A 21,771-nucleotide genomic window follows, 5' to 3' on the forward strand; every position below is an offset into this window, starting at 1 on the left:
TTTGTCATTCCATGATCTGCTTCCAAATCTTATGACTTGGTCGCTGCTGTTCTATCTGACTCATGTTACGGGGAATGTCATGCCCGACCCATACACCGGTAGTGAAGGTATCGGTCATTCCCATAACCCAGTAGTCATGATAGTTATTGGTGGTGCCTGTCTTAATCCCAACATAGGGCTTTGATACATAAGCTGCTCTTCCAGTTCCGGAAGTAGCGGCTTCCTCCAGCATCTTTCTCATTTTAGAGGTTGTATCCGCGGACCAAACCTTCTTCGGCTTATTCTTCCATTGATATAGGATGTTTCCTTTATTGTCCTTCACATGAATGATCGCATGACTTTCCTGGTACTTCCCATCAATAAAGGACGTATAAGCATCGGTCATTTCAAGTGGGCTCATCCCATAGGTGAATCCCCCTACGGACGACGCATAGGTTTGATCCTCGCTGATCACCTTCTCAAATGAGAAAGAGGATAAGGATTTAAAGGCTTCTTCAATGCCCACTTTTTCCATCAAGCGCAATGCAGGGGCGTTATACGATTGAGCCAGCGATTGTTTTAACGTCACGGTTCCGGGATTAACCCCTCCATAGTTAATGGGGCAATAGTCGCCGATACAGTACCGGTTCCCATTTACCTTTTCAGTGATGGAAGCCTGGTACCTCTCGATATATGGACCATAAACGAGAAGTGGCTTAATCACTGATCCAGGCTGTCTGAAAGCTTGAAATGCGTGATGGAAGTTATATTTCTGGTAGTTCCTGCCCCCGGTCATAGCCGAGATGGTCCTTGTCTTGTTGTCGATGGTGACAGTGGCTCCTTGTAACTCTTGCTGAAGCTGTTCATTTAAAGCCTTCACACTTTTTTGTTGCAGCTCCGGGTTCAGTCCGGTTTGAATGTGAACCCCTGAGGAAATCACTTCCTGGAAACGTTCATCGAGCTTCTGTGCCACTTTCTCCTTTTCCTTTGGAGAGGAGGCATGTGCCAGTTCCACTTTGTAGCCTTCGTGAATTGAAATCAGCTCTTTTAATTCACTTTCCACATAAAAAGCATAATCAGGATATAAATCGATCTTTTTGCGAACGTTTAAGCTAATCGGTACTTTTTTCATTTTTTCTGCTTCTTCTTTTGATAGCTTAGCCGTACTGACGAGAATATCCAGAAGCCGTTCCTGACGAACTTTCGTTTGATCGAAATGATCGATGGGATCATATTTTCCCGGATTATTGGGAATCGATGCAATGAATGCCATCTCTGCCTGATTGAGTTCCGTCACACTCTTCTGAAAGTAATACTGTGACGCTGTTTCAATTCCGTAAACTCCATTACTGAAGTAAATGACATTGAGGTAAAGCTCTAATATTTCATCTTTAGATAATGATTTTTCAATTTCATGGGCATAAAATAACTCGGTCAATTTACGATTGTACGTTTTTTCCTGCCCCAGATACAGGTTTCTTGCAAGCTGCTGTGTAATCGTGCTCCCACCCTGTTGAATGTGGGTGAACACCAGGTTTTTCACGACAGCCCGAAGAATCGCTCCGGCATCGAATCCGACATGCTCATAAAAATGCTGATCCTCTGAAGCGACAAGAATGTCCTTCATAAAAGGGGGAATCTGTTCATCCGAAATATATAACCGGAATGGACGATTCACTTCGGAAAACACTTTCCCGTTCTGATCCAGCAGTAAGCTGGTGCGATTGAGATTTAAGGTATCCGTACTTACCGAGTGTTCTAATTCATTTTGAAAGCTTTGTACTTTGTTCCATTCATCCGTCGCAAAAAATAATGTGGTAAAAAAGATGAGCATAAAACTTATAACCGTTATATAACCTGCGAAAACTCTCATTTCTCACTCTACTTTTCTAGTAATCTTTCACATGGCTCGTTGTTTCAGAATGACGCATACTCCACCATAATAATCCAAATGCGCCTAAGAATAAAGCACCTGTTATATAAAAAACGGAAGAAATACCAATATATCCTGACACGATCCCGCCAAAAGCAGGGCCGACCACGTTCCCGAGAAAACGAAAGCTTTGATTATACCCGAGCACTTCCCCTTGCATACTTAATGGAGCTTCCTGACGGATATAAGCGGTCACACACGGAATCATTCCTCCGATCGCGATGCCGAATAAGAATCGGAACAGGACAAGCTGCCACAGTTCTACAGCCAGCGCTTGGGGCACAATGAAAAAGGAGGCCAGAACAAGAAGGATCGATAAAACTTTTTCATAACCAATTTCATCACCCAGCTGGCCCCATCGTCTCGTCGCAAGTAAATTACCAAATCCGGTAGCAGAGAAAGCAATTCCAGCCAAAAATGCCAGATTCGCAGAAGAGGTAAGCTCATCTACATAGAGGGCGAGAAGAGGCTGAATGCTGAAGTTTGCTACTTGAATAAGGAATGACAGTAAGAGAACGGTCACTAATAATTTGTGACTGAAAATATGCTGCAGCACTTCAATACTTGAATACTTGTTTCGTTGATTCCGTTGCTCTTTGCTCCGTTGCTCGTCAATGCCAAGTAAAACAACGGTAGCTGCTATGGCAATGGCAATGGAGGTGAAAATGAATGTGTAGGAAAACCCTACATTATCAGCGAGTAACCCACCGATGACTGGACCGAATAGCCCCCCTGAAACAGTTCCCATTTGCAGGGTGCCAAGCGTACGTCCTGCTTCTTCCTTTGGAGTCTGAGCGGAAATAAGGGCCATCGAAGTGGGAATGAAACCTGTCACCGCACCCATGATCATGCGAAGGACGAAAAGCCCCCAAACGGAATCCATAAAGCCCATTAGAAAAATCGACGTGGCAATTCCGTACCCTGTAATAAGAAGGATCGGTTTATAGCCGAAGCGGTCTCCGATCCGTCCCCATAAAGGAGAAATAAAGAAAGCCGTTAAGAATGTAACCCCGAACACAAATCCTGACCAGCGTTGAACGTATTCATGACTGTACGTACCAAAGGTTTCAATATAAAGAGACAAAAACGGCAAAACCATCGTCGCACTGGCCGCAACCAGGAAATTGGCCATGAACATAATCGTCAAATTCTTTTTTTTGATTGAAATGGTTAACACCTTCTGTATGAATTTATTTCGTATACCTAAATATTCATTTTATTAAAGATGGAGACTCCAGTCCACCCAATAACATTTATTCACGGGGAAAACCGGGAATTAGTCATAATTTAAAGGTTCATCATGATATAATGTAAGAATAAGAAGTGTGGGAAATTGGAGTAAGTACCAATTTTATTTTTAGTATGAATTTTTTTATTATATATAAATTGGGGTCTTATCTAGATTTTGAGGAGGGAGTATAGTGGCGAAAGCGGAACAGCTTGTGTTCATAGATTTTGAGTTTTCTATGCCGGAACGACATAGAGTCCCCAAAGGTTTTTTTCCTGAGATTATTGAAGCCGGTGTCGTGGTGGTTGAGAAAGGGAAAGTGTCCAATTCGTTTTCATCTTATGTGAAACCGACTGCGTTTCCCAAACTGACCAACCGCTGTAAACGGTTCTTATCGATTAACCAGCAGGAAGTCGATTCGGGAATCTCATTTCAATGTTTGATTGACTATTTTTCCGGGTTGAATGCACGAGGGATCGACAAAGTAGTGACGTGGGGAAACATGGATATGAAGGTACTGCGTGATAACTGTGCACAGTCCGGCATTCCATTTCCTTTCCAAGCTCAATTCGTCGACTTGTCCATGGAATACAAACGATTCTTTGGTGATCAAAATCAAACGGGGCTATGGAAAGCAGTCCAGGAATACGGGAGGGAAGGAGTCGGAAAGCATCATAAAGCTTTAGATGATGCCCTCACCACCCACCATATCTACAACCTGGTCGAAAAAGACAAAAAATACCTTGATAAAGCTGAACCAACCACTATCGGGGAAAGAATAGACCTGTCCAAATTTTACAATCAGCTTGCCTAACGAGAAGAGGGACGGACCTTCCTAAGGTCCGTCCCTCTTCTCTGTTTAAAATGACAGGCTATACATCAGTTCGTATTCTCTTTGGATCGATTGGAGCGTTTCAAGGCTCTTTTGGGCGTGAGGGGTTGGATTTTCTTCCAGTTCTTTCTTCAGTGTAAGGTACGCAGAGACCAGTGATTCATTATAATCTGGAATGTTCCCGTCATACGGCTTCACCATCTTCTCCGGCATATTCGCCTGCTCGCGGTGTGCAAGGGCTTTTCGTTCGTGAAACAGAGGAACGTCCACTTCCTGGGGATTATGTAAATCACCTTGCCGTGGATGCTTCACGACGGAGAGAATCTTCACCACGTAGGCACCTGGACGCTCTCCGGTCACTTCCCCGATATACTTGCCCGTTTTATAAAATGCTGTGACATAATCACCAATTTGTATGTTTTTCATAAAAAAACCTCCTCTAATCCTTCAATCTTTATTATAATGAAAGCGGAATGAATGGTGAAAGAACTACTATAAAGGTAACATGTGGAGGTACATATATGAAGCGTCTGATGATCGTGATCCTGTGTTTATTAGGTTTAGTACTTGCCTCTTGTGGACAAACAGAGAAGGAAGATTCGGCTAAAGAAGGAACGCAACAAACAGAAGAAAAGAAGAATACGGCAGAAGAATCCAAAGGAGATGACACAATGACTTACCCTCAGCTTACAACAGAAGTTGCTGAAAACGAAAAATTAGTAGAAATGAAAACCTCGATGGGGACGATTAAAATCAAGCTTTTCCCTGAGCAGGCACCTAAAACCGTTGAAAACTTTATCACTCATAGTGAAAACGGCTATTATGACGGACTTAAATTCCATCGCGTGATCAAAGACTTCATGATCCAGGGGGGAGACCCGAATGGAAACGGCACGGGTGGAGAAAGTATATATGGTGAGTCCTTTGAAGATGAACTTTCACCTGAATTATTCAACCTTCGTGGAGCCCTGTCCATGGCCAATGCCGGACCGGATTCGAATGGAAGTCAATTCTTCATCGTACAAAAGGATGACATCGATCCACAATTTGAAGAGCAAATGAAGTCAGCTGGTTTCCCTGCAGAAATCACCGAAGCTTATATGAAGAATGGTGGAACCCCTTGGCTAGACCAAAAACATACGGTCTTTGGACAAGTGGTTGAAGGAATGGACATCGTCGATGAAATGGCCGATGTAGAAGTTGGTGAGAACGATCTTCCAAAAGAAGATATTGTGATTGAAACTATTAAGGTTGTAAAATAGTAGTGAGAGAGCTATAAACCCAAATTGGGGGTTTAGGGCTCTTTTTTTGGGATGAAGGCTCTAAAAGGGTAAACGAATATTTCCTCGGAAATTGTCGAGGAATGTTTCAGAGCCTGTTCATTAAATCGTTAAAAACGTGGGGATTTCAAGTTGGTTTGTCCTTTACAGTGTTGGTATAATAGACGAAGAGTTTGTTTTTTGAAAGGAGCTTACGATGCTTTCTTCTTATGTATTAAATTTATTTCTATACTTTCCTGAAGATAAGTCGGAATATATCCCTGCAAGCATTACGATGGCCATCTTCTTAATAGCTGCCTTATTGACGTTCCGTTTAATTATAAAGGTTTCAAAACGTGAAGAATTGAAAACGAAGAAGATGGAAGAGGAAGCGGGGCAGCATAAAAGGGAAAGAGAATAAAAAGAGTGGAACACGCTTAAATGTATGGGCGTGTTTTTTTGTTGTGTTCATACAACGCGCTTCACCAGATCTGCAGTGGTTTTTCGTGAAAATAGGGAATACTTTTCTACCTCAACGTCAACAATGGTGAAAGAGTATGCAGATTTGGAGGAAGTGCGAAATGAAAAAAATATCCCTATTATATATGATCATGATGAGTGTAGTACTTGGGGCATGTGCCATTGAAAACCCGAAAAAGGTTGAAGTGGATATAAAAAATGAGAACGGGGATTCACTTGGAAAAGCCACCCTGCAAGAGAAATCAGATGGAGTGGAAGTCGGATTGGACCTAGAAGGTTTGCCGCCTGGTGAACATGGGATTCACATCCACGAAAAAGGAGTATGTGAACGACCCGATTTTGTATCTGCAGGGAATCACTTCAATCCTGATGATAAAAAACATGGACTTCTTCATCCTGAGGGATCACATGGAGGAGATCTTCCTAACATTATCGTTGAGGATGATGGCATAGCAAAAGTCAAGCTGATGGCAGGTGGTGTCACCTTGACGAAAGGGAAGACGTCCCTTTTCACTAAAGAGGGGACTTCTTTGATCATTGATGAAAACAAAGACGATGGAATGACCCAGCCTTCAGGCGATTCCGGTAAACGTATTGCTTGCGGGGAAATTGTAAGTGATAAGAAGAAGTAGAATAAGGCGTGGGTTTGCAACAAAGTTCGTACCTGGTACAAATGACTTGAAATGTACCAGGTACAAAAAAGTTGAAAATAATAGTGCAGAAGTTGAAAATAAACCCCTCGATTAGCCCAAAGCTTTTCGCAATCTTTCCAACCCATCCATCAACGTCTCTCGTGGACAGGCAATATTCATACGTACAAAGCCTTCCCCGCCTGGTCCGTATTTCGTTCCGGGTTCCAATGCGAGTTTTCCTTTGTCCAATAGGCGTTCCTTCAGCTCTTCATCAGAGAGTTCCATCTTTGTACAATCTATCCAGAGCAAATAGGTTCCTTCAGGGTCCACCAATTGGACATCAGGCAGGTGCTGTCCAATGAATTCCTTCGTGACTTTCACGTTTTCCTGCAGGTACGCAAGTATTTCTTCCAGCCATGCCCCGCCAAAGCGATAGGCTGCTTCCATTCCGACAATCCCAAACGTATTGAGAGTAAAGAAGCCCTGTTTTTTATGAATTGCGGCGATTTTTTCCCGGAGATCCGGATTGGGAGTGATCATGGCTGAAGCCTGTAATCCTGCAAGGTTGAAGGTTTTGCTTGGTGCGATGCACGTGATCGTGATATCTCTGAACGAGTCATTAAGAGATGCCAGTGGAATATGGGTATGAGTTTCATAAACCAGATCTGAATGAATTTCATCCGACACGATCACGACATTGTACCGATGGCATAATTCAGCTATTTTCATTAGCTCATCTTTCCTCCATACACGACCGCTCGGATTATGTGGATTACATAATAAGAAGAGCTTCACACCAGATTTTAAAGATTCCTCAAACGCACTAAAATCGATAGAATAGCTTCCGTCATCATAATCCAGTTGAGCATTGACAATTTCCCGGTCATTGTCCTCCACCAGGCTGAAAAAGGGTGTATAGACAGGGGATTGTACGAGCACTTTATCTCCCGGAACAGTAAGTGCCTGAATAACGGTGGAAATCGCCGGTACGACTCCTGGACTGTATTGGAGCCACGTTTTCTCAATTTCCCACCCGTGACGTTTTTGGAGCCATTCCTTAATGCTTTGTGTCGTTTCATCCCCAACAAAGGTGTAACCAAATATCCCGTGTTTCAGTCGATCCTGCAGGGCATCCAACACATTTTGTGGCGGAAGGAAATCCATATCTGCCACCCACATGGGCAGAACATCGTCTCTCCCAAACACCGTCTTCGTCAGGTCCCACTTAACGGAGGATGACCCTTTTCGGTTGATGATTTCTTCAAATTTACTCACGAATTTGTCCCCTTTCTAAATATGTATTGGTTAATGTAATCATATGATGTAATCGAAAAAGATGAAAATTATTTGTTTATCGTTTTTCCTTTTTAACAGAAATATAGGTAATACAAGCTGATTCAAATCAAAAATAGCGGATCGTGTTCGATTTAAATATCAACATAAAAAAGGGACTTCTCCCTACGTTTCAGATATGAGCGTTTGGGAAAGTCCTTTTTTGTATAGCGACTGTGTCTGAGAGTCCTCTGTAATTCCTTCCAGAGGGGCGGATACAAATTGCTGAATGTGTTCCAATACTTCTTCAGGCTTCTCTTCAGGAACGAGGTGGCCGGTTTCTTCTAAAATCACGAGCCTTGAGTTCGGGATATCCTGTTCAAGCTTATGCCCCGTGGATAAGGGGACCACTCTGTCATGTTCTCCCCAGACAAGAAGGCAAGGTGTTTGAATGTTGCGCAAATCGCTTACCGTTAAATCCCCTTCACGATCTCGAATCATCCTCGTCAATGCCTTGAAAATATCATCCTCAAGAAATGGCTTCAAATACCCGAACATCATTTCATCATCAATCATGTTTGAATCATGTACGACATTTTCAAGATTATTCCGTATCCCGGATCGTGTAAGCCACAGTTTGACATACAGATGGAAAAAAGGAATATGACTTAGCATTGTGACAGGCCACTTCATTTTCTTGAGATAGCCGGAACTGCACAGGAGTACACCCTTTTCGACTAGGGAAGGTGCTTTTTTCATCACGTTCAGAGCGATCTGCCCACCCATTGAATGGCCCGTTAAGTGGACATTGCTAACATTCAAGTGGTCTAATAAGGCGATAACCGTGTTGGCCAGATTGTCGTAAGAATAGATGAATCGATTGTTTTTCTCGCTGTTCCCAAAGGGTGGGAGATCGATGGAAATGACATTATAATTTTCTTTCAAAAGAGGCGTTAGACGTCTAAAGCTAAAGGTTGATGATAGAAATCCATGAAGAAGGACGAAGGTTTCCGTGGCTGCAGGATGCTGATGATGTTCAAAGTAAACATTGGCACCATTCACCTGTACCACCTTTGCAAAATCTTGTTCTTGCATACTTCGTCACTCCTCTCAACTTAGTTTACAGATATTTTACCCCTATTTCTGCATTTAACACCCCGAGTCGAAAGTTGTTTCATATCCAATTGTAATTATGGAGGTAATGGGGAAAATAGACTTAAAGTGATGATCCCAGCGATTTCTGATATAATAAAATCATTTAGTGGTGATGAGGAGGAAGCAGAATGCAACTAAGAGAAATGGAGCTTGATTTGGTAAGGATTTTACAAAAGGATGCCAGGATTTCCACAGAGAATATAGCGAAAATGCTTCAAGTAACAACAGAGGAAATAGAGAATGCGATCGAAAAGCTTGAAAAAGACAATGTTCTTGTCAGATACAGTTCCGTTGTGGATTGGTCCAAAGTAGAAGGTCATGAAGGGGTAACGGCGATGATCGATGTGAAAGTCGCTCCGAAAAGGGGAGTGGGATTCGATGAAGTGGCCCATCGTATTTATCGTTACAAAGAAGTGAAAAGCGTTTATCTAATGTCCGGGGCATACGACCTTTCTGTAACGGTGGAGGGCCGAACCATGCATGAAGTAGCAACGTTCGTTTCTGAAAAGCTGTCTACTCTGGATTCCGTTTTATCTACAACAACTCATTTTCAATTGAAGAAATACAAACATGATGGCACCATTTTTGGTGATCATGGTGAAGATAAACGAATTGTGGTGTCTCCATGAAGACTAAGACATCTTACATATCTCAATCTGTGAAGAACTTAAAGCCTTCCGGTATCCGGAAATTCTTTGATTTGGCAGCAAATATGGAAGGGGTCATATCGCTCGGGGTCGGGGAACCGGATTTCATTACCTCCTGGACGGTGCGGGAAGCCGCTATTCTTTCCTTGGAGCAAGGCTATACCTCCTATACAGCGAACGCTGGCCTATTGGAGCTGAGGGAGAAGATTGCCGCGTATATGAAAGAGGGCTACTCCGTAGACTACGATCCTAAAGATGAGATCATTGTGACAGTCGGTGCCTCTCAAGCCCTTGATATCAGTATGCGTGCAATCATTGACCAGGGAGATGAGGTCATTGTGGTGGAACCTGGCTTTGTTTCCTATGTACCCCTTGTTCAATTGGCAGGTGGAGTAGCCGTTACGGTCGGAACCAAGGCGGAAAATGACTTCAAAGTCACAGCCGAAGAACTAGAAGCAGCCATCACTCCCCGTACAAAAGCCGTCTTACTTTGTTCGCCCAATAATCCAACGGGGACGGTCCTTGAAAGAGAGAACCTGGAAGAATTAGCAGAGGTGATTCGGAAGCATGATCTAGTTGTCCTATCAGATGAGATATACTCTGAGCTTGCTTATGATCATCGCCACGTTTCCATTGCTTCTTTACAGGACATGAGAAAAAGAACCATCGTAATCAATGGTTTCTCAAAAGGATTTGCCATGACGGGCTGGAGACTGGGGTTTATTTGTGCTCCTGAAGAGATCGCTTCATCCTTACTTAAAATTCATCAATACGCCATGATGTGTGCGTCCACCCCTGCTCAGCATGCTGCGGTGGAGGCACTCGATAAAGGGATGGATGATGTGATGGAAATGAAGCGAAGCTATCGTCAGCGACGACACTATTTTGTTGACTCCCTCAATGAGTTCGGATTAACCTGCCATACCCCGGGAGGAGCATTCTATGCCTTTCCTTCCATTAAAAAAACGGGAATGACTTCAGAGGAATTCGCAGAAAAGCTTCTTATGGAAGAGAAAGTTGCGGTCGTACCCGGTAATGTGTTCGGTAAAGGGGGAGAAGGATATATTCGTTGTTCTTATGCCTCCAGTATGGAGCAGCTGCAGGAAGCCGTGAAACGGATGAAGCGTTTTGTTGAGAATCACAGTTAGGAAATGAGGGTGCCAGGCACAAAAGAACACAATTGTGCCTGGCCCCTTTTTTATTTTGGCAAAAAAAATAGGACGATAAAATATCGTCCGACAAATGAAAACAAAAGGGGGAATACTTAGAAAGCTTATTTTCAGTATGAACCCTTTTTTCACTATCTATACATCATTTAATAAAATTTTTCAGGTTTCGCTCTTCTCATATTTCAGATCATACAACATTTGCATCACACGCAGGAAATCTTCTTCAGAGAATTCCTTCGCCTTGCGGAGGATCAGCTTTGTTCGTTTTGGCCCCAATTCTTTGATCAGCTGTTCCATTTCAGCGTCAACGCCTGTTGAAGGATGATCTTTCACTTCCCGTTCCATCAGTTCAGAAGCGGGTATATCAAGTACAGTTGACAGCTTAAGTATCGTTTGTGTATCAGGAATCTGTAGATCGGATTCATACTTTTCAATCGTTTTTGTGCCTAATCTGGCCCTTAAAGCAAGCTCCTGTTGAGATAGTTTACGCTCTTCGCGTACCCGTTTTAAATTCTCACCAAAGTGTGACATGCTAAAGTCCCTCCCCATAGAATACCTTCCTTATATCTATAGTTTATCATCATTTGGAAAAAAATAGCCCGCATTCTCGTGAACAAAATGTTAAAAATAAAAAGCCCGCCTCCAGGGACGGACCTCTCATTCAGGTTAAAAATACAAGTAGAATGGCTACTGGTACGATATAGCGGAGAAGGAAGATCCAGCTGTTGAATAATGCCGGTGATATGGAAGATCCTGATTTAAGTTCGTTCCATACGTCTTCCCGTTTCAGTCTATAAGATACAAATATGCTTATTAATAATGCACCGATCGGCAATCCGAAATTACTCGTTATATAATCTGCAAAGTCAAAGAAGTTCTTTCCTTGGATGAGGAAATCACCGAATACTCCAAATGAAAGGGCGCTTGGAATCCCTGCAAAGAAAACCAGTATTCCGATCAACCATGTAAATGGCTTACGTTTAGATTGATTCCCTTTTGACAGGGCTGCGACTCCAATTTCAAGTATGGAGAAAGCCGAAGTCAGGGTTGCAAACAATAGTAAAATCAGGAACACTGTTAAGAAAATGCCACCGAATGCAATTTCATTAAACACGGCTGGCAGAACGACAAAGGCAATTCCCGGTCCTTCATCCGGTTGGAAACCAAGGGCGTACACAGCAGGGAAAATGACCAATCCTGCCAATAATGAGATAAAGATATTTAACCCCGATACACTGATGGCGGATCTTGGCATGCTGTCCTCTTTTGAAAGATAAGATGCATACGTCACCATGACAGAAAGTCCGACCGTAAGTGCAAAGAACGCTTGTCCTAACGCAAGTAATACCGTTTCTCCATTCAAATAGCTCCAGTCAGGCAATAACAGGAAGCGGACACCCTCCATCGCACCTTCCAAGGTAAGGGACCTGATCACTAAAATAATAAATAAAATAAATAATGCCGGCATCATATAACGACTTGCCCGTTCAATCCCTTTTTGGATCCCGCCTTGTACGACAAGGATTGTGATGACAATAAAAATGAACTGTGCAATCAGCACTTCTTTTGGATTGGCAATGATGCTTTCGAATAAGGCTCCGTACCCCTCTTGAGTTTTCCCGATTAAAGAGCCCGTCACACTCCGGGCCAAATAAGAAAGGATCCATCCGCCCACAACACTGTAAAAGGATAATATGATAAAAGAAACAACCGTTCCTAAATAGCCGATCCAATGCCAATAAGAATGAGGCGCCAACTTTTTGTAGGAAGTAACGGCGTCGGCTCCCGCCCGTCTTCCGATGACAAACTCTGCGAGGAGAATGGGGGCACCGATCAAAACGGTGAAAAGGATAAAGAGTAAGAAGAAGACACCCCCTCCATTTGCACCTGCCATATAAGGGAATTTCCAAATGGCACCGAGCCCTATAGCAGAACCGGCAGCCGCCAGAATGAATCCAATCTTAGAAGTCCATTGTTCTTTTTTGGCCAAAATTAAGATCCTCCTTTCGAAAAAATAAGATTTTTCAATCGTACTATGTTTTACACCCTCTGTACACCGGATTTTTAAATTTTCAATATATAAGAAATATGGGGGTGAATGCCATCAAATAAGTGTTAGCGAACAATATGGCCACATGTATTTCCATTTATTATGTGTGAAAACGTTTGAAAACATTACAATTAACCTAATTTCTAGAAAAGTAGTTAAAAACATGATGAATGGGCTGGAAATTTCTCTAAAATGTAGTATACTAATTGTAACAAAACGTTCACAAATTATTTTTTTTTTCGCCATAATTGAAAGCGTTTACTACCGGATTGGAGGGATTTAGTATGGATGTATTTCTTGTTTATCTTTTTATCGCCACCGCTACTCCGTTATTTCTTTGGGTAGAACATCGTAAATGGGCGGTTCTTCATATCCCATTTGTTATAGCCTTATGGGCAGCGTTTATTTATTACGTAGCCGTTCCGGAGCTTGGAGGATGGGGACATGTGACGCTGTGGAGCCTGTTTGTTGCAAACCTTGCATTCGCCCACATTGCAGCCTTCATGTTATATGCCTTGCCGTTCATCCAAAAGCAGAAAAAGAAAAAAGCAATCACCATCAAGAATCTATAGTCTGATCCGATGTTCATTGGATCAGGCTTTTTTTTGTGGTCAATTTTAAAAGAATGGATTCAATTGTAAATAAATGAAACATAATCCACTTCATAATCGTTACATAAATGAGAGCTTCAAAGAGAAAGGGGGAAGGTGAGAGTGGAAAATGAGCACTTGATCGAGCGTGCAAAAAAAGGAGACCTGCAGGCATATAGTCATTTAATCACCTATTATTCTCCCATCGTTGAACGGTTTGCCTATCAGATTGGGAATTCTTCTGCGGATATACCAGATATTACCCAGGAAGTGTTCATTCGTGTATATCGGTTTCTGGACGGGTTTTCTTATGCGAAGTTTACAACCTGGCTTTATAAAATCACTTTAAATGTGTCGAGGGACTTTAAACGAAAGGAAAATCAGCACAACAATCGAGTGAAAAAAATCGGGAATGAACCCTCAGAAAACGTCATTACTCCTCAAGAACGTATCCTGAGACAGGAAGAGGATCGTATGCTCCACGAATGTATTCAAAAGCTGGATGGTAAATATCAAATACCAATCATCCTTTACTATTTTCATGAAAAGAAGTATGAAGAAATGGCTGAAATACTTTCAATCAATTTGTCTACTGTCAAAACAAGGTTATTAAGAGGAAAAAACCTTTTAAAAAAAGAACTGGAAGAGGCTGAAAAGAGGGAGGGGAGATTGAATGGATGACAAGATGCTCGAAAAACGCATGGAATTATTGAATCAATCGTATAAGAAAATTCCGGATCAGACCAATCCCTCAGACATCATACAAGCCATAAAACAAGAAGGGAAATCCCAAAAGAAGCGATCACTTATTCATTGGCCATACGTTGCAAGTTTCATTGGTGTACTTCTGATCGGTGCGGTTCTCATCCTGCAGCTTACGATGGATGAACCTGGAAGACAGAATGGGAATCAAGCTGATTTTGCACGTGAGTCAGACCAACGACTTCAAAGGGAAATAGAAGATGCGAAAGCTCAATATGAGTTAAGGAAAACTCAAGCAATGGAGCGGCTCGGGTTTACGGAAGGTATATTTAATTCGACTGTGATCGCCAGGGAGGCAGGGCGGCATCTCACATATATCGAGTCCATTCCAAAGCGGGACTTCTCAAATGAAAGGAAAGTGGAGTGGGTCAAGAGAGCGAGTGAGGAGTTGGATCAGATATTGGCAACTCCTGATGTGATGATGAAAAATCTGAAAGCTCCTTTATCGAAGGAAGAAGTAGAAGTATGGATGGATGATTTTATTAAAAAGGAACAAGACGTCCTCCCTCGATATGAGGACGTGCTGAATGATTATAAAGAATATTGGAAGCCTCATGTTGAGAATGGAAAGTTCAATATGAAGGAGTTCAATCATATGAAAAATGACTATCCCCCAAAACTATGGTTGTTACGGGATGGAATATTCAATAATGCTGTTAAGCTAACGTATAACAGTGAGACGGACCGGCTTGAAACTACATTGGATGTGGAGTACTTCAGGATGATCACGAATCGTGAAGCCTTACCGGAAGGCTATGAATTGTATTTGATCACCCGTTTTGATCCAGTCATTCAAGCAGGTGAATTGACAGGAACATGGAAAGAAGCAGCTGATCGCTTGATGGACTACGAAAAGATGTTAAAGGAATTGCCGGATAACTCAAGATTCAGGGTAGAAGTGAAGCATGAATACAATCTTCTCTATCAATACTTTACAAATGGAAATGTGTATCAGCCCATCTTTGACGAAAGGAATGAATTGAAATCACATGTAGAAGAAACCTACCGATATATACTGAAAGAGTATCCAGATTACACAACATCCCTTCATCTGAAAGAAGTATATGAGGAGTTAAGACGTGTGAATTTCGTTAAGCCAGATCGTTGGGTTCAGACGACACCGGTCATTTTGTCTTCTGAGGCAGAAGAAATCTATAAAGACTAATAAAGAGTGCTAAATTTACACTGTTTTAATAATTTTAATTATTGGGAAGCATAACTAGTGAGAAAGCAATTATAGATGGGAAATCGAAGAAAAATGGGGTTTGTTTCATAGGTCTGACAGAATAAAATTTTGCCGAATCCCTGATTCTATGATATAATCTACAATTGCGTGTAAAGACGAAAAATAATATATATACTAGGAGTGTTACCATGACTACAAAATTCGAAACAGGAACTGTTGTAACAGGTAAAGTTACAGGCATTCAACCATACGGTGCGTTCGTTGCACTTGACGAAGAAACACAAGGGTTAGTTCATATCTCTGAAATCACTCACGGCTTTGTTAAAGACGTTAGCGAGCACCTTTCAGTAGGCGACGAAGTAAAGGTTAAAGTATTATCAGTGGACGAAAAAGCTGGTAAAATCAGCCTTTCTATCCGTGCTACAGAAGAAGCTCCTGCAGCACCACAAGCAAAACCTGCAGCAGCGAAAAAACCTCGCCGTCAAGGTCAAGGAAGTGTAAAGCAAGCAAACGAAGAAACAACTCCAGCTGGCTTCAACACTCTTAAAGACAAGCTTGAAGAGTGGATCGAGCAATCAGAACGTCAAGATCTAATCAAGAAATAATACGATTTTTAAGAAGACTGCCTTTCTTGGAGGGCGGTCTTTTTTTAAATCCTGTTTTTGAAAAAGAGGAATTCTGATCTATCTTAGAGAATCCATACTATAATTGGAAAACCCAGTTGAAAGGCGGGATGAATTGAAAGAGAAAATAGGGAGTCTATTAAATGAAAATCAATGTACTCATATCCTCTATTCGTATCATGATCGAAACCGATATCTAGAAAATGCCGTTGCGTATGTTCTCGAGGGGATCGAAAAGGGGGATTCCGTTGTTCTGATTGAGAACGAGAGGAACCTGAATATATTGCTTAAACAGTTTAACAATCATTTAACCAGCGACCAATTAAAGAAAATACACGTTATCAGTAACTTTGATTTCTATCAATCGAGTGGAAGTTACCACCCGCCAGCCATTTATGAACAATTAACGAAATCCATTACCCCATTTTTAGAGAACGATATACCTTTTCGCTCCTGGACAAATGTGGAATGGGGCACATTGGAAGACCCGGCTTCCATCATCGAGTGGTTCGAAAAAGAAACGGATCGTGCTATTCATGAGCATGACCTGACCATCGTCTGTGCGTACGAATCGGAGAAAATGCCTGACCATCTGGAGGATGCACTAAAGAAAAGTCATGGGCACATTATGACGGATGAAGATATAGTGATCTCGAAAGTATACAGTAATACTAATTAGTCTAAGAACAGGGCGATGATCCTCATGAAGAGGGTTGTCGTCTTTTTTTGGTTCTTTTCGTAAAGTTTGTTGCTACTATCTCTGTCAAAAAAATTATCGTAAATTAACGAAAAATAAAGAATTTTTAAACAACATACTTGTCCGTACCTCATAAATGGCATATAATGATAATGAAAGCGCTTTACATATAGAAAAATACATAAATACAGGAGGATCTTAGATGCTTTATAATAATCCGAATACTGAAGGTTCATTGGTACAATTCAAAGACAAGTATGAGAACTTTATTGGTGGCGAATATGTGCCGCCGGCAAGTGGAGAATATTTTGAAAATGTATCACCTGTTACGGGGAAAGTTTTCACAAAAATTGCCCGGTCGAATAAAGAAGATGTCGAAAAGGCATTAGATGCAGCGCATGCAGCAAAAGACGCATGGGGTAAAACCTCTGTTACGGAAAGATCCATTATCTTAAATAAAATCGCCGATCGTATGGAAGAAAACTTAGAAATGCTTGCTGTAGCCGAAACATGGGATAATGGTAAGCCGGTTCGTGAAACACTGGCGGCTGATTTACCACTTGCCATTGATCACTTCCGTTATTTCGCCGGATGTATCAGAGGCCAGGAAGGATCTCTTGGTGAAATCGATAATGATACGGTCTCTTATCATTTCCATGAGCCGATCGGGGTTGTAGCCCAGATCATTCCTTGGAACTTCCCGATTCTGATGGGTGTATGGAAGATTGCCCCTGCACTTGCTGCGGGTAACTGTGTAGTCTTGAAACCTGCTGAGCAAACACCTGCTTCCATCATGGTTCTGGTTGAACTGATTAAAGACCTGCTGCCTAAAGGTGTACTGAATGTTGTTCAAGGATTTGGAGTGGAAGCAGGGAAACCTCTTGCTCAAAGTAAGCGTGTTGGTAAGGTAGCCTTCACAGGTGAAACGACAACAGGTCGCCTGATCATGCAATATGCTTCTCAAAACATTATCCCTGTCACATTAGAGCTTGGTGGTAAATCCCCTAATATCTTCTTTGAAGATGTCATGGATCAGGATGATGATTTCCTGGATAAAGCAGTGGAAGGTTTCGTCATGTTTGCACTGAATCAAGGAGAAGTGTGTACATGTCCTTCAAGAGCGCTAATCCAGGAATCGATCTACGATAAGTTCATGGAGCGTGCGATCGAACGCGTGAAACAAATCAAGCAGGGGAACCCGTTAGATTCAGATACAATGCTGGGTGCCCAAGCTTCTCAAGAACAATTGGATAAGATCCTATCTTATATTGAAATTGGGAAAGAAGAGGGAGCGGAATTACTCATCGGTGGTGAGCAGAATACACTGGATGGAGATCAGGAAGCAGGTTTCTATGTGAAGCCGACCGTCTTCAAAGGCAACAACAAAATGCGTATTTTCCAGGAAGAAATCTTTGGCCCTGTTGTTTCCGTTACAACGTTCAAAACGAAAGAAGAAGCACTTGAAATCGCCAATGATACTCTTTACGGACTTGGAGCAGGTGTATGGACGCGTGACATGAACACGGCTTACCGTTTCGGTAGAGAGGTTCAAGCAGGACGCGTATGGACTAACTGTTATCACCAATACCCGGCACATGCGGCATTCGGTGGATACAAAATGTCCGGTATCGGGCGCGAAAATCATAAAATGATGCTATCACACTATCAACAAACGAAGAATTTACTAGTTAGCTATAGCCCTAAAGCGTTAGGATTCTTCTAAAATGGAACAGCGACTAGAGGCAACAGAACAAGCCCTCCATCTGATTGAAACGTTAAAAGGCAAGCACGGTGCCCTCCTGTTTCATCAGTCTGGAGGCTGTTGTGATGGCAGTTCTCCTATGTGTTTAAGTCAGGATGATTTGATCATCGGTGACAGTGATGTATTAGTAGGTACTGTAGCCGACTGTCCTTTTTATATGAACGAACAACAATATGAGTATTGGAAGCATTTCCGGATCATATTGGATGTAAAAGAAGGAAGGGGAGGAGTGTTCTCTTTGGAATCAACGGAAGGCGTACGCTTTATCACGGATTCCAAATTGATCAAATCATAAACGTGATGGTTATGGTTCACCCTTCTACTTTCAGTGATAATGTTTAGAGACAACCTTTTTATAGGTTGTCTCTTTTTCAGTGTCGACAAATTCCGCAATCGCTTTAATAGAGGGAGAAGAAGGATTCTACCCATTGAATGGTCCATAAAAATATTTATCTGCCGCTTTCCAAAAAAGACAAAAACCGCATTCCCGATCCCCCCATTCACCCTATCCCCAAAAACAAAAAGCCACTCCCTAAAAAGAGAAAGTGGCCGACCAACATTAAAACGAATTCCGTTCGATCCCGTACTTCCGAATCCGATACTGCAGATTCTGCCGGCTCATCCCAAGGGACTTCGCCGTTTTGGTGATATTAAAGTCATGGTATTTCAAAGATTTTTGAATATAATAGGTTTCGGCTTCTTCGATGAAAATCTCCAACGGTTTGATCTCTGTTCCGGATTGGTAGAGGAACAGAGATTCATCCTGGCTTTCTTCTCCGGCAGCTGAGTGGTGGATGCGTTGCCTGAAACCAAATGGAAGATGATTGAAACCGATTTCCTCTTCAAACCCAACAAGATTAAACGCTCCCTCGATGACATGCTCTAGCTCCCTCACATTGCCTGGCCAGTCATACTGCTGGAAAATTTCCCTTACTTCATTCGAAATCCCCTTAATACTCATGGCAAAATGGTGGTTGAACTGGTCAATGAAATAGTTCACAATCTCCGGTAAATCTTCTTTTCTCGAACGGAGAGAAGGGATGAAGATTGAAACAATGCTCAGCCTGTAATAGAGGTCCTTCAATAACCGGCCTTCTGCTATGGCATCGATGGGATCCTCGTTCACCGTCGCCATCAACCGTACATCGTATGGAAGGTCCGTCCCCCGAGAAAAGAAGTTTAATAGCTTCTCCTGGAGGGAAGGGGTTAATGAGTTGATTTCGTCGAGGAGGAGTGTTCCTCCTTGTGCTTGTTGGAAGAGGGAGGGCCGGTGATCTTCCGGGTTGCTCGCTTCCGCCTCCTCTTGAAACAGGATTTCTTCAAGCATATCATCACGTAATGATGAACAGTTCTGGGTGATGAAGGGACGATTGGCACGGGCGCTGTCGTTATGGATGCTTTGTGCGAAAAGCTCCTTGCCGGTCCCGATTTCACCACAGATTAACACAGGGGAAGAAGTCCTTGTCGCCCGCTTTCCGGTTTCCACTGCGTCCTGCAGGCGGTGATGCTGACCGATAATGCTATCAAAGGTAAATAAGCTGCTTTGGCGCTTATGTATATGATCCCTCATCACTTTTTCGAGCTTGGTGATGTCCCTGGCAATCTCAATCGCTCCAATCAACACCTCATCATGAAAAATAGGGAATGTATCGTTCATCGTGGTGATTTCGATTCCATTTATATTAAAGTAAGTTTGCTTCACATTGAGGGTAGGTTCCTTTGTGCTTAGAACTTTAAGAAGGGTACTTTCCTCTTCAGAATGAAATTGGAAAACATCCAGCAAATTTTTATCCAGGACGTCTTCAATTTCCATGCCTTCGATTTCACGCATTTTACGATTGTAGATGATGGTTCTCCCGGTAGAATCGATGACATGAACGCCTGATTCGAGATGTTCAGCGACTTTTTCGTACATATACAAACGCTTTTCAGATTCCAGCATGCTGTCTCTCTCCTCTTCATTTTGGTTAGATCTTACTGCAAAACGTATCGTCTATAGTCTTCTTTTTGCGCAAATTTTTCAGCCGTTCGCTGTTTGATTTAGGACTTGGTATCAAAGGAATCCGCAAAAAGAGTGGGATTATAAAAAATTTTAAAAAAACTCTTGAAAAATGCAACTATCTTTTGCATTATTATAAGTGTAAGGGTTTTCTAAATGCAAATATTTTTTGCATCCCTGTTAACTAACTAAGTAAAGACCTCATCTCAAGCACTTTAAGAGTATGAAAACGGGAAGGAGCCTTTGTCTGCAGGGGCTCCACCCTTGTATATAAACAATCATTTTTTTTCATTACGTAAGGAGGAACTATTATGTCAGTAAGTACACATTCAATTATTGAACAAACGGAAAAATACGGTGCGAAAAATTATCATCCACTTCCAATCGTCATTTCAGAGGCGGAGGGTGTATGGGTGAAAGATCCAGAAGGCAATAAGTATATGGATATGCTTAGCGCTTATTCAGCGGTCAACCAGGGACATCGTCATCCAAAGATCATCCAGGCGTTAAAAGATCAAGCAGACCGTGTGACACTGACGTCACGTGCGTTCCACAATGATCAATTAGCCCCTTGGTATGAGAAGATTTGTAAGATGACTGGTAAAGACATGGCTCTTCCAATGAATACGGGTGCCGAGGCAGTAGAGACAGCGATCAAGACAGCTCGCCGCTGGGCGTATGATGTGAAGGGTGTAGCAGAAAATAGCGCGGAAATCATCGCGTGTAACGGGAACTTCCACGGAAGAACGATGACAGCTGTTTCCCTTTCTTCGGAAGAAGAATACAAGCGTGGTTTCGGTCCGATGCTTCCAGGAATCAACTTGATTCCTTACGGTGATCTGGATGCTTTAAAAGAAGCCATCACTCCAAACACAGCAGCTTTCCTTATCGAACCGATCCAGGGGGAAGCAGGGATCGTCTTCCCTCCTAAAGGCTTCATGAAAGCAGCATATGAATTATGTAAAGAAAACGACGTTCTATTCATTGCAGACGAAATTCAGGCAGGTCTTGCCCGTTCCGGGAAAATGTTCGCGTGTGAGTGGGAAGATGTTGATCCTGACATGTACATTTTAGGAAAAGCACTTGGAGGCGGAGTGTTCCCTATTTCATGTGTTGTGGCCAATGAGGAAGTATTAGGCGTATTCAATCCTGGCTCCCACGGTTCCACTTTCGGAGGAAATCCAATGGCATGTGCGGTTTCCGTTGCGTCCCTTGATGTACTGATCGATGAAAACCTGGCAGACCGTTCTCTTCAAATGGGAGAATACTTTATGAGTAAACTTCGTGAGATAGATAATCCTATGATTAAGGACGTTCGTGGTAGCGGATTATTTATCGGAGTGGAACTTAACGAACCAGCCCGTAAATACTGTGAACAACTGAAAGAAGAAGGACTGCTTTGTAAAGAAACACATGATACAGTGATTCGTTTTGCTCCACCACTTGTCATCTCACAGGAAGACCTGGATTGGGCAATCGAAAGAATCAAAAAAGTACTGTCTTAATTCCCGGTTCG

General features: G+C 42.3%; 22 protein-coding genes. 14 read left to right on the forward strand and 8 right to left on the reverse strand.

Annotated features, from left to right (window positions below; translation table 11 throughout):
- Positions 1–4: 4 nt before the first annotated feature.
- Together ACIFOD_RS07655 and ACIFOD_RS07660 are read right to left on the reverse strand one after the other, a co-directional pair.
- On the reverse strand, positions 5–1,813 hold the full coding sequence (locus tag ACIFOD_RS07655) for a transglycosylase domain-containing protein (protein WP_430314132.1): 1,809 nt from the start codon (positions 1,811–1,813) through the stop codon (positions 5–7).
- 55 nt (positions 1,814–1,868) lie between these two features.
- Positions 1,869–3,080 carry an MFS transporter gene (locus ACIFOD_RS07660; RefSeq protein ID WP_430314178.1) on the reverse strand — a complete coding sequence of 404 codons (1,212 nt, stop codon included), beginning with the start codon at positions 3,078–3,080 and terminating at the stop codon, positions 1,869–1,871.
- Positions 3,081–3,333: 253 nt separating this feature from the next.
- Between ACIFOD_RS07660 and kapD the strand changes: the two genes are divergently transcribed.
- Positions 3,334–3,954 carry a 3'-5' exonuclease KapD gene (kapD, locus tag ACIFOD_RS07665; protein ID WP_428976229.1) on the forward strand — a complete coding sequence of 207 codons (621 nt, stop codon included), beginning with the start codon at positions 3,334–3,336 and terminating at the stop codon, positions 3,952–3,954.
- A gap of 45 nt (positions 3,955–3,999) precedes the next feature.
- Here kapD and ACIFOD_RS07670 read toward each other — a convergent pair whose 3' ends face one another.
- A complete protein-coding gene (locus ACIFOD_RS07670) occupies positions 4,000–4,398 on the reverse strand; it encodes a kinase-associated lipoprotein B (protein WP_430314133.1) in 399 nt (132 codons plus the stop codon).
- Between the two features lie 95 nt (positions 4,399–4,493).
- Here ACIFOD_RS07670 and ACIFOD_RS07675 point away from each other — a divergent pair, with 95 nt between their 5' ends.
- From ACIFOD_RS07675 to ACIFOD_RS07685, 3 genes are all read left to right on the forward strand, one after another.
- Positions 4,494–5,234, forward strand: a complete 741-nt coding sequence (locus ACIFOD_RS07675; RefSeq protein WP_430314134.1) for a peptidylprolyl isomerase — start codon at positions 4,494–4,496, stop codon at positions 5,232–5,234.
- A 214-nt stretch (positions 5,235–5,448) separates the two neighbouring features.
- Positions 5,449–5,652, forward strand: coding sequence for a hypothetical protein (locus ACIFOD_RS07680; RefSeq protein ID WP_428976232.1), 204 nt, complete (start codon positions 5,449–5,451; stop codon positions 5,650–5,652).
- A 160-nt stretch (positions 5,653–5,812) separates the two neighbouring features.
- Positions 5,813–6,343 (forward strand): superoxide dismutase family protein, encoded by a 531-nt coding sequence (locus ACIFOD_RS07685; RefSeq protein ID WP_430314135.1) that lies wholly within the window; start codon positions 5,813–5,815, stop codon positions 6,341–6,343.
- A gap of 111 nt (positions 6,344–6,454) precedes the next feature.
- Here ACIFOD_RS07685 and ACIFOD_RS07690 read toward each other — a convergent pair whose 3' ends face one another.
- Positions 6,455–7,618, reverse strand: a complete 1,164-nt coding sequence (locus ACIFOD_RS07690) for a MalY/PatB family protein (protein WP_430314136.1) — start codon at positions 7,616–7,618, stop codon at positions 6,455–6,457.
- A 183-nt stretch (positions 7,619–7,801) separates the two neighbouring features.
- Positions 7,802–8,710 (reverse strand): alpha/beta fold hydrolase, encoded by a 909-nt coding sequence (locus ACIFOD_RS07695; RefSeq protein WP_430314137.1) that lies wholly within the window; start codon positions 8,708–8,710, stop codon positions 7,802–7,804.
- Positions 8,711–8,898: 188 nt separating this feature from the next.
- Here ACIFOD_RS07695 and ACIFOD_RS07700 point away from each other — a divergent pair, with 188 nt between their 5' ends.
- Positions 8,899–9,399, forward strand: a complete 501-nt coding sequence (locus tag ACIFOD_RS07700) for an Lrp/AsnC family transcriptional regulator (protein WP_397554233.1) — start codon at positions 8,899–8,901, stop codon at positions 9,397–9,399.
- Positions 9,396–10,565, forward strand: coding sequence for an aminotransferase (locus tag ACIFOD_RS07705; RefSeq protein WP_430314138.1), 1,170 nt, complete (start codon positions 9,396–9,398; stop codon positions 10,563–10,565). Before ACIFOD_RS07700 ends, ACIFOD_RS07705 begins: the two co-directional genes overlap by 4 nt.
- 180 nt (positions 10,566–10,745) lie before the next feature.
- On the opposite strand, the gene ACIFOD_RS07710 is transcribed toward ACIFOD_RS07705, so the two are convergent.
- Both ACIFOD_RS07710 and ACIFOD_RS07715 read right to left on the reverse strand, forming a co-directional pair.
- Positions 10,746–11,117, reverse strand: a complete 372-nt coding sequence (locus ACIFOD_RS07710; protein WP_430314139.1) for a helix-turn-helix domain-containing protein — start codon at positions 11,115–11,117, stop codon at positions 10,746–10,748.
- Between the two features lie 130 nt (positions 11,118–11,247).
- Positions 11,248–12,576, reverse strand: a complete 1,329-nt coding sequence (locus ACIFOD_RS07715) for a sodium-dependent transporter (RefSeq protein WP_430314140.1) — start codon at positions 12,574–12,576, stop codon at positions 11,248–11,250.
- 344 nt (positions 12,577–12,920) lie between these two features.
- Here ACIFOD_RS07715 and ACIFOD_RS07720 point away from each other — a divergent pair, with 344 nt between their 5' ends.
- From ACIFOD_RS07720 to ACIFOD_RS07750, 7 genes are all read left to right on the forward strand, one after another.
- Complete coding sequence (locus tag ACIFOD_RS07720) at positions 12,921–13,208, forward strand: spore morphogenesis/germination protein YwcE (RefSeq protein ID WP_428976239.1); 288 nt, start codon at positions 12,921–12,923, stop codon at positions 13,206–13,208.
- A gap of 141 nt (positions 13,209–13,349) precedes the next feature.
- Positions 13,350–13,907 carry an RNA polymerase sigma factor gene (locus tag ACIFOD_RS07725; RefSeq protein ID WP_430314141.1) on the forward strand — a complete coding sequence of 186 codons (558 nt, stop codon included), beginning with the start codon at positions 13,350–13,352 and terminating at the stop codon, positions 13,905–13,907.
- Entirely contained in the window at positions 13,900–15,153 is a 1,254-nt protein-coding gene (locus tag ACIFOD_RS07730) for a hypothetical protein (RefSeq protein WP_430314142.1), read from the forward strand. The genes ACIFOD_RS07725 and ACIFOD_RS07730 overlap by 8 nt, the downstream gene beginning before the upstream one ends.
- A 209-nt stretch (positions 15,154–15,362) precedes the next feature.
- Positions 15,363–15,779 carry a S1 domain-containing post-transcriptional regulator GSP13 gene (gene yugI, locus ACIFOD_RS07735; protein WP_113968910.1) on the forward strand — a complete coding sequence of 139 codons (417 nt, stop codon included), beginning with the start codon at positions 15,363–15,365 and terminating at the stop codon, positions 15,777–15,779.
- Between the two features lie 103 nt (positions 15,780–15,882).
- A complete protein-coding gene (locus ACIFOD_RS07740) occupies positions 15,883–16,476 on the forward strand; it encodes an MEDS domain-containing protein (protein ID WP_430314143.1) in 594 nt (197 codons plus the stop codon).
- Positions 16,477–16,696: 220 nt separating this feature from the next.
- Positions 16,697–18,217 carry an aldehyde dehydrogenase gene (gene adh, locus ACIFOD_RS07745; protein WP_113968905.1) on the forward strand — a complete coding sequence of 507 codons (1,521 nt, stop codon included), beginning with the start codon at positions 16,697–16,699 and terminating at the stop codon, positions 18,215–18,217.
- Position 18,218: 1 nt separating this feature from the next.
- On the forward strand, positions 18,219–18,551 hold the full coding sequence (locus ACIFOD_RS07750; protein WP_397554241.1) for a DUF779 domain-containing protein: 333 nt from the start codon (positions 18,219–18,221) through the stop codon (positions 18,549–18,551).
- 264 nt (positions 18,552–18,815) lie between these two features.
- On the opposite strand, the gene ACIFOD_RS07755 is transcribed toward ACIFOD_RS07750, so the two are convergent.
- Positions 18,816–20,198, reverse strand: coding sequence for a sigma-54 interaction domain-containing protein (locus ACIFOD_RS07755; protein WP_430314144.1), 1,383 nt, complete (start codon positions 20,196–20,198; stop codon positions 18,816–18,818).
- Positions 20,199–20,566: 368 nt separating this feature from the next.
- Between ACIFOD_RS07755 and ACIFOD_RS07760 the strand changes: the two genes are divergently transcribed.
- Positions 20,567–21,760 (forward strand): ornithine--oxo-acid transaminase, encoded by a 1,194-nt coding sequence (locus tag ACIFOD_RS07760; protein ID WP_430314145.1) that lies wholly within the window; start codon positions 20,567–20,569, stop codon positions 21,758–21,760.
- Positions 21,761–21,771: the final 11 nt, after the last annotated feature.

It is taken from the genome of Rossellomorea sp. NRS-1567 (genome assembly GCF_050467885.1).
GTDB lineage: Bacteria > Bacillota > Bacilli > Bacillales > Bacillaceae_B > Rossellomorea > Rossellomorea aquimaris_C.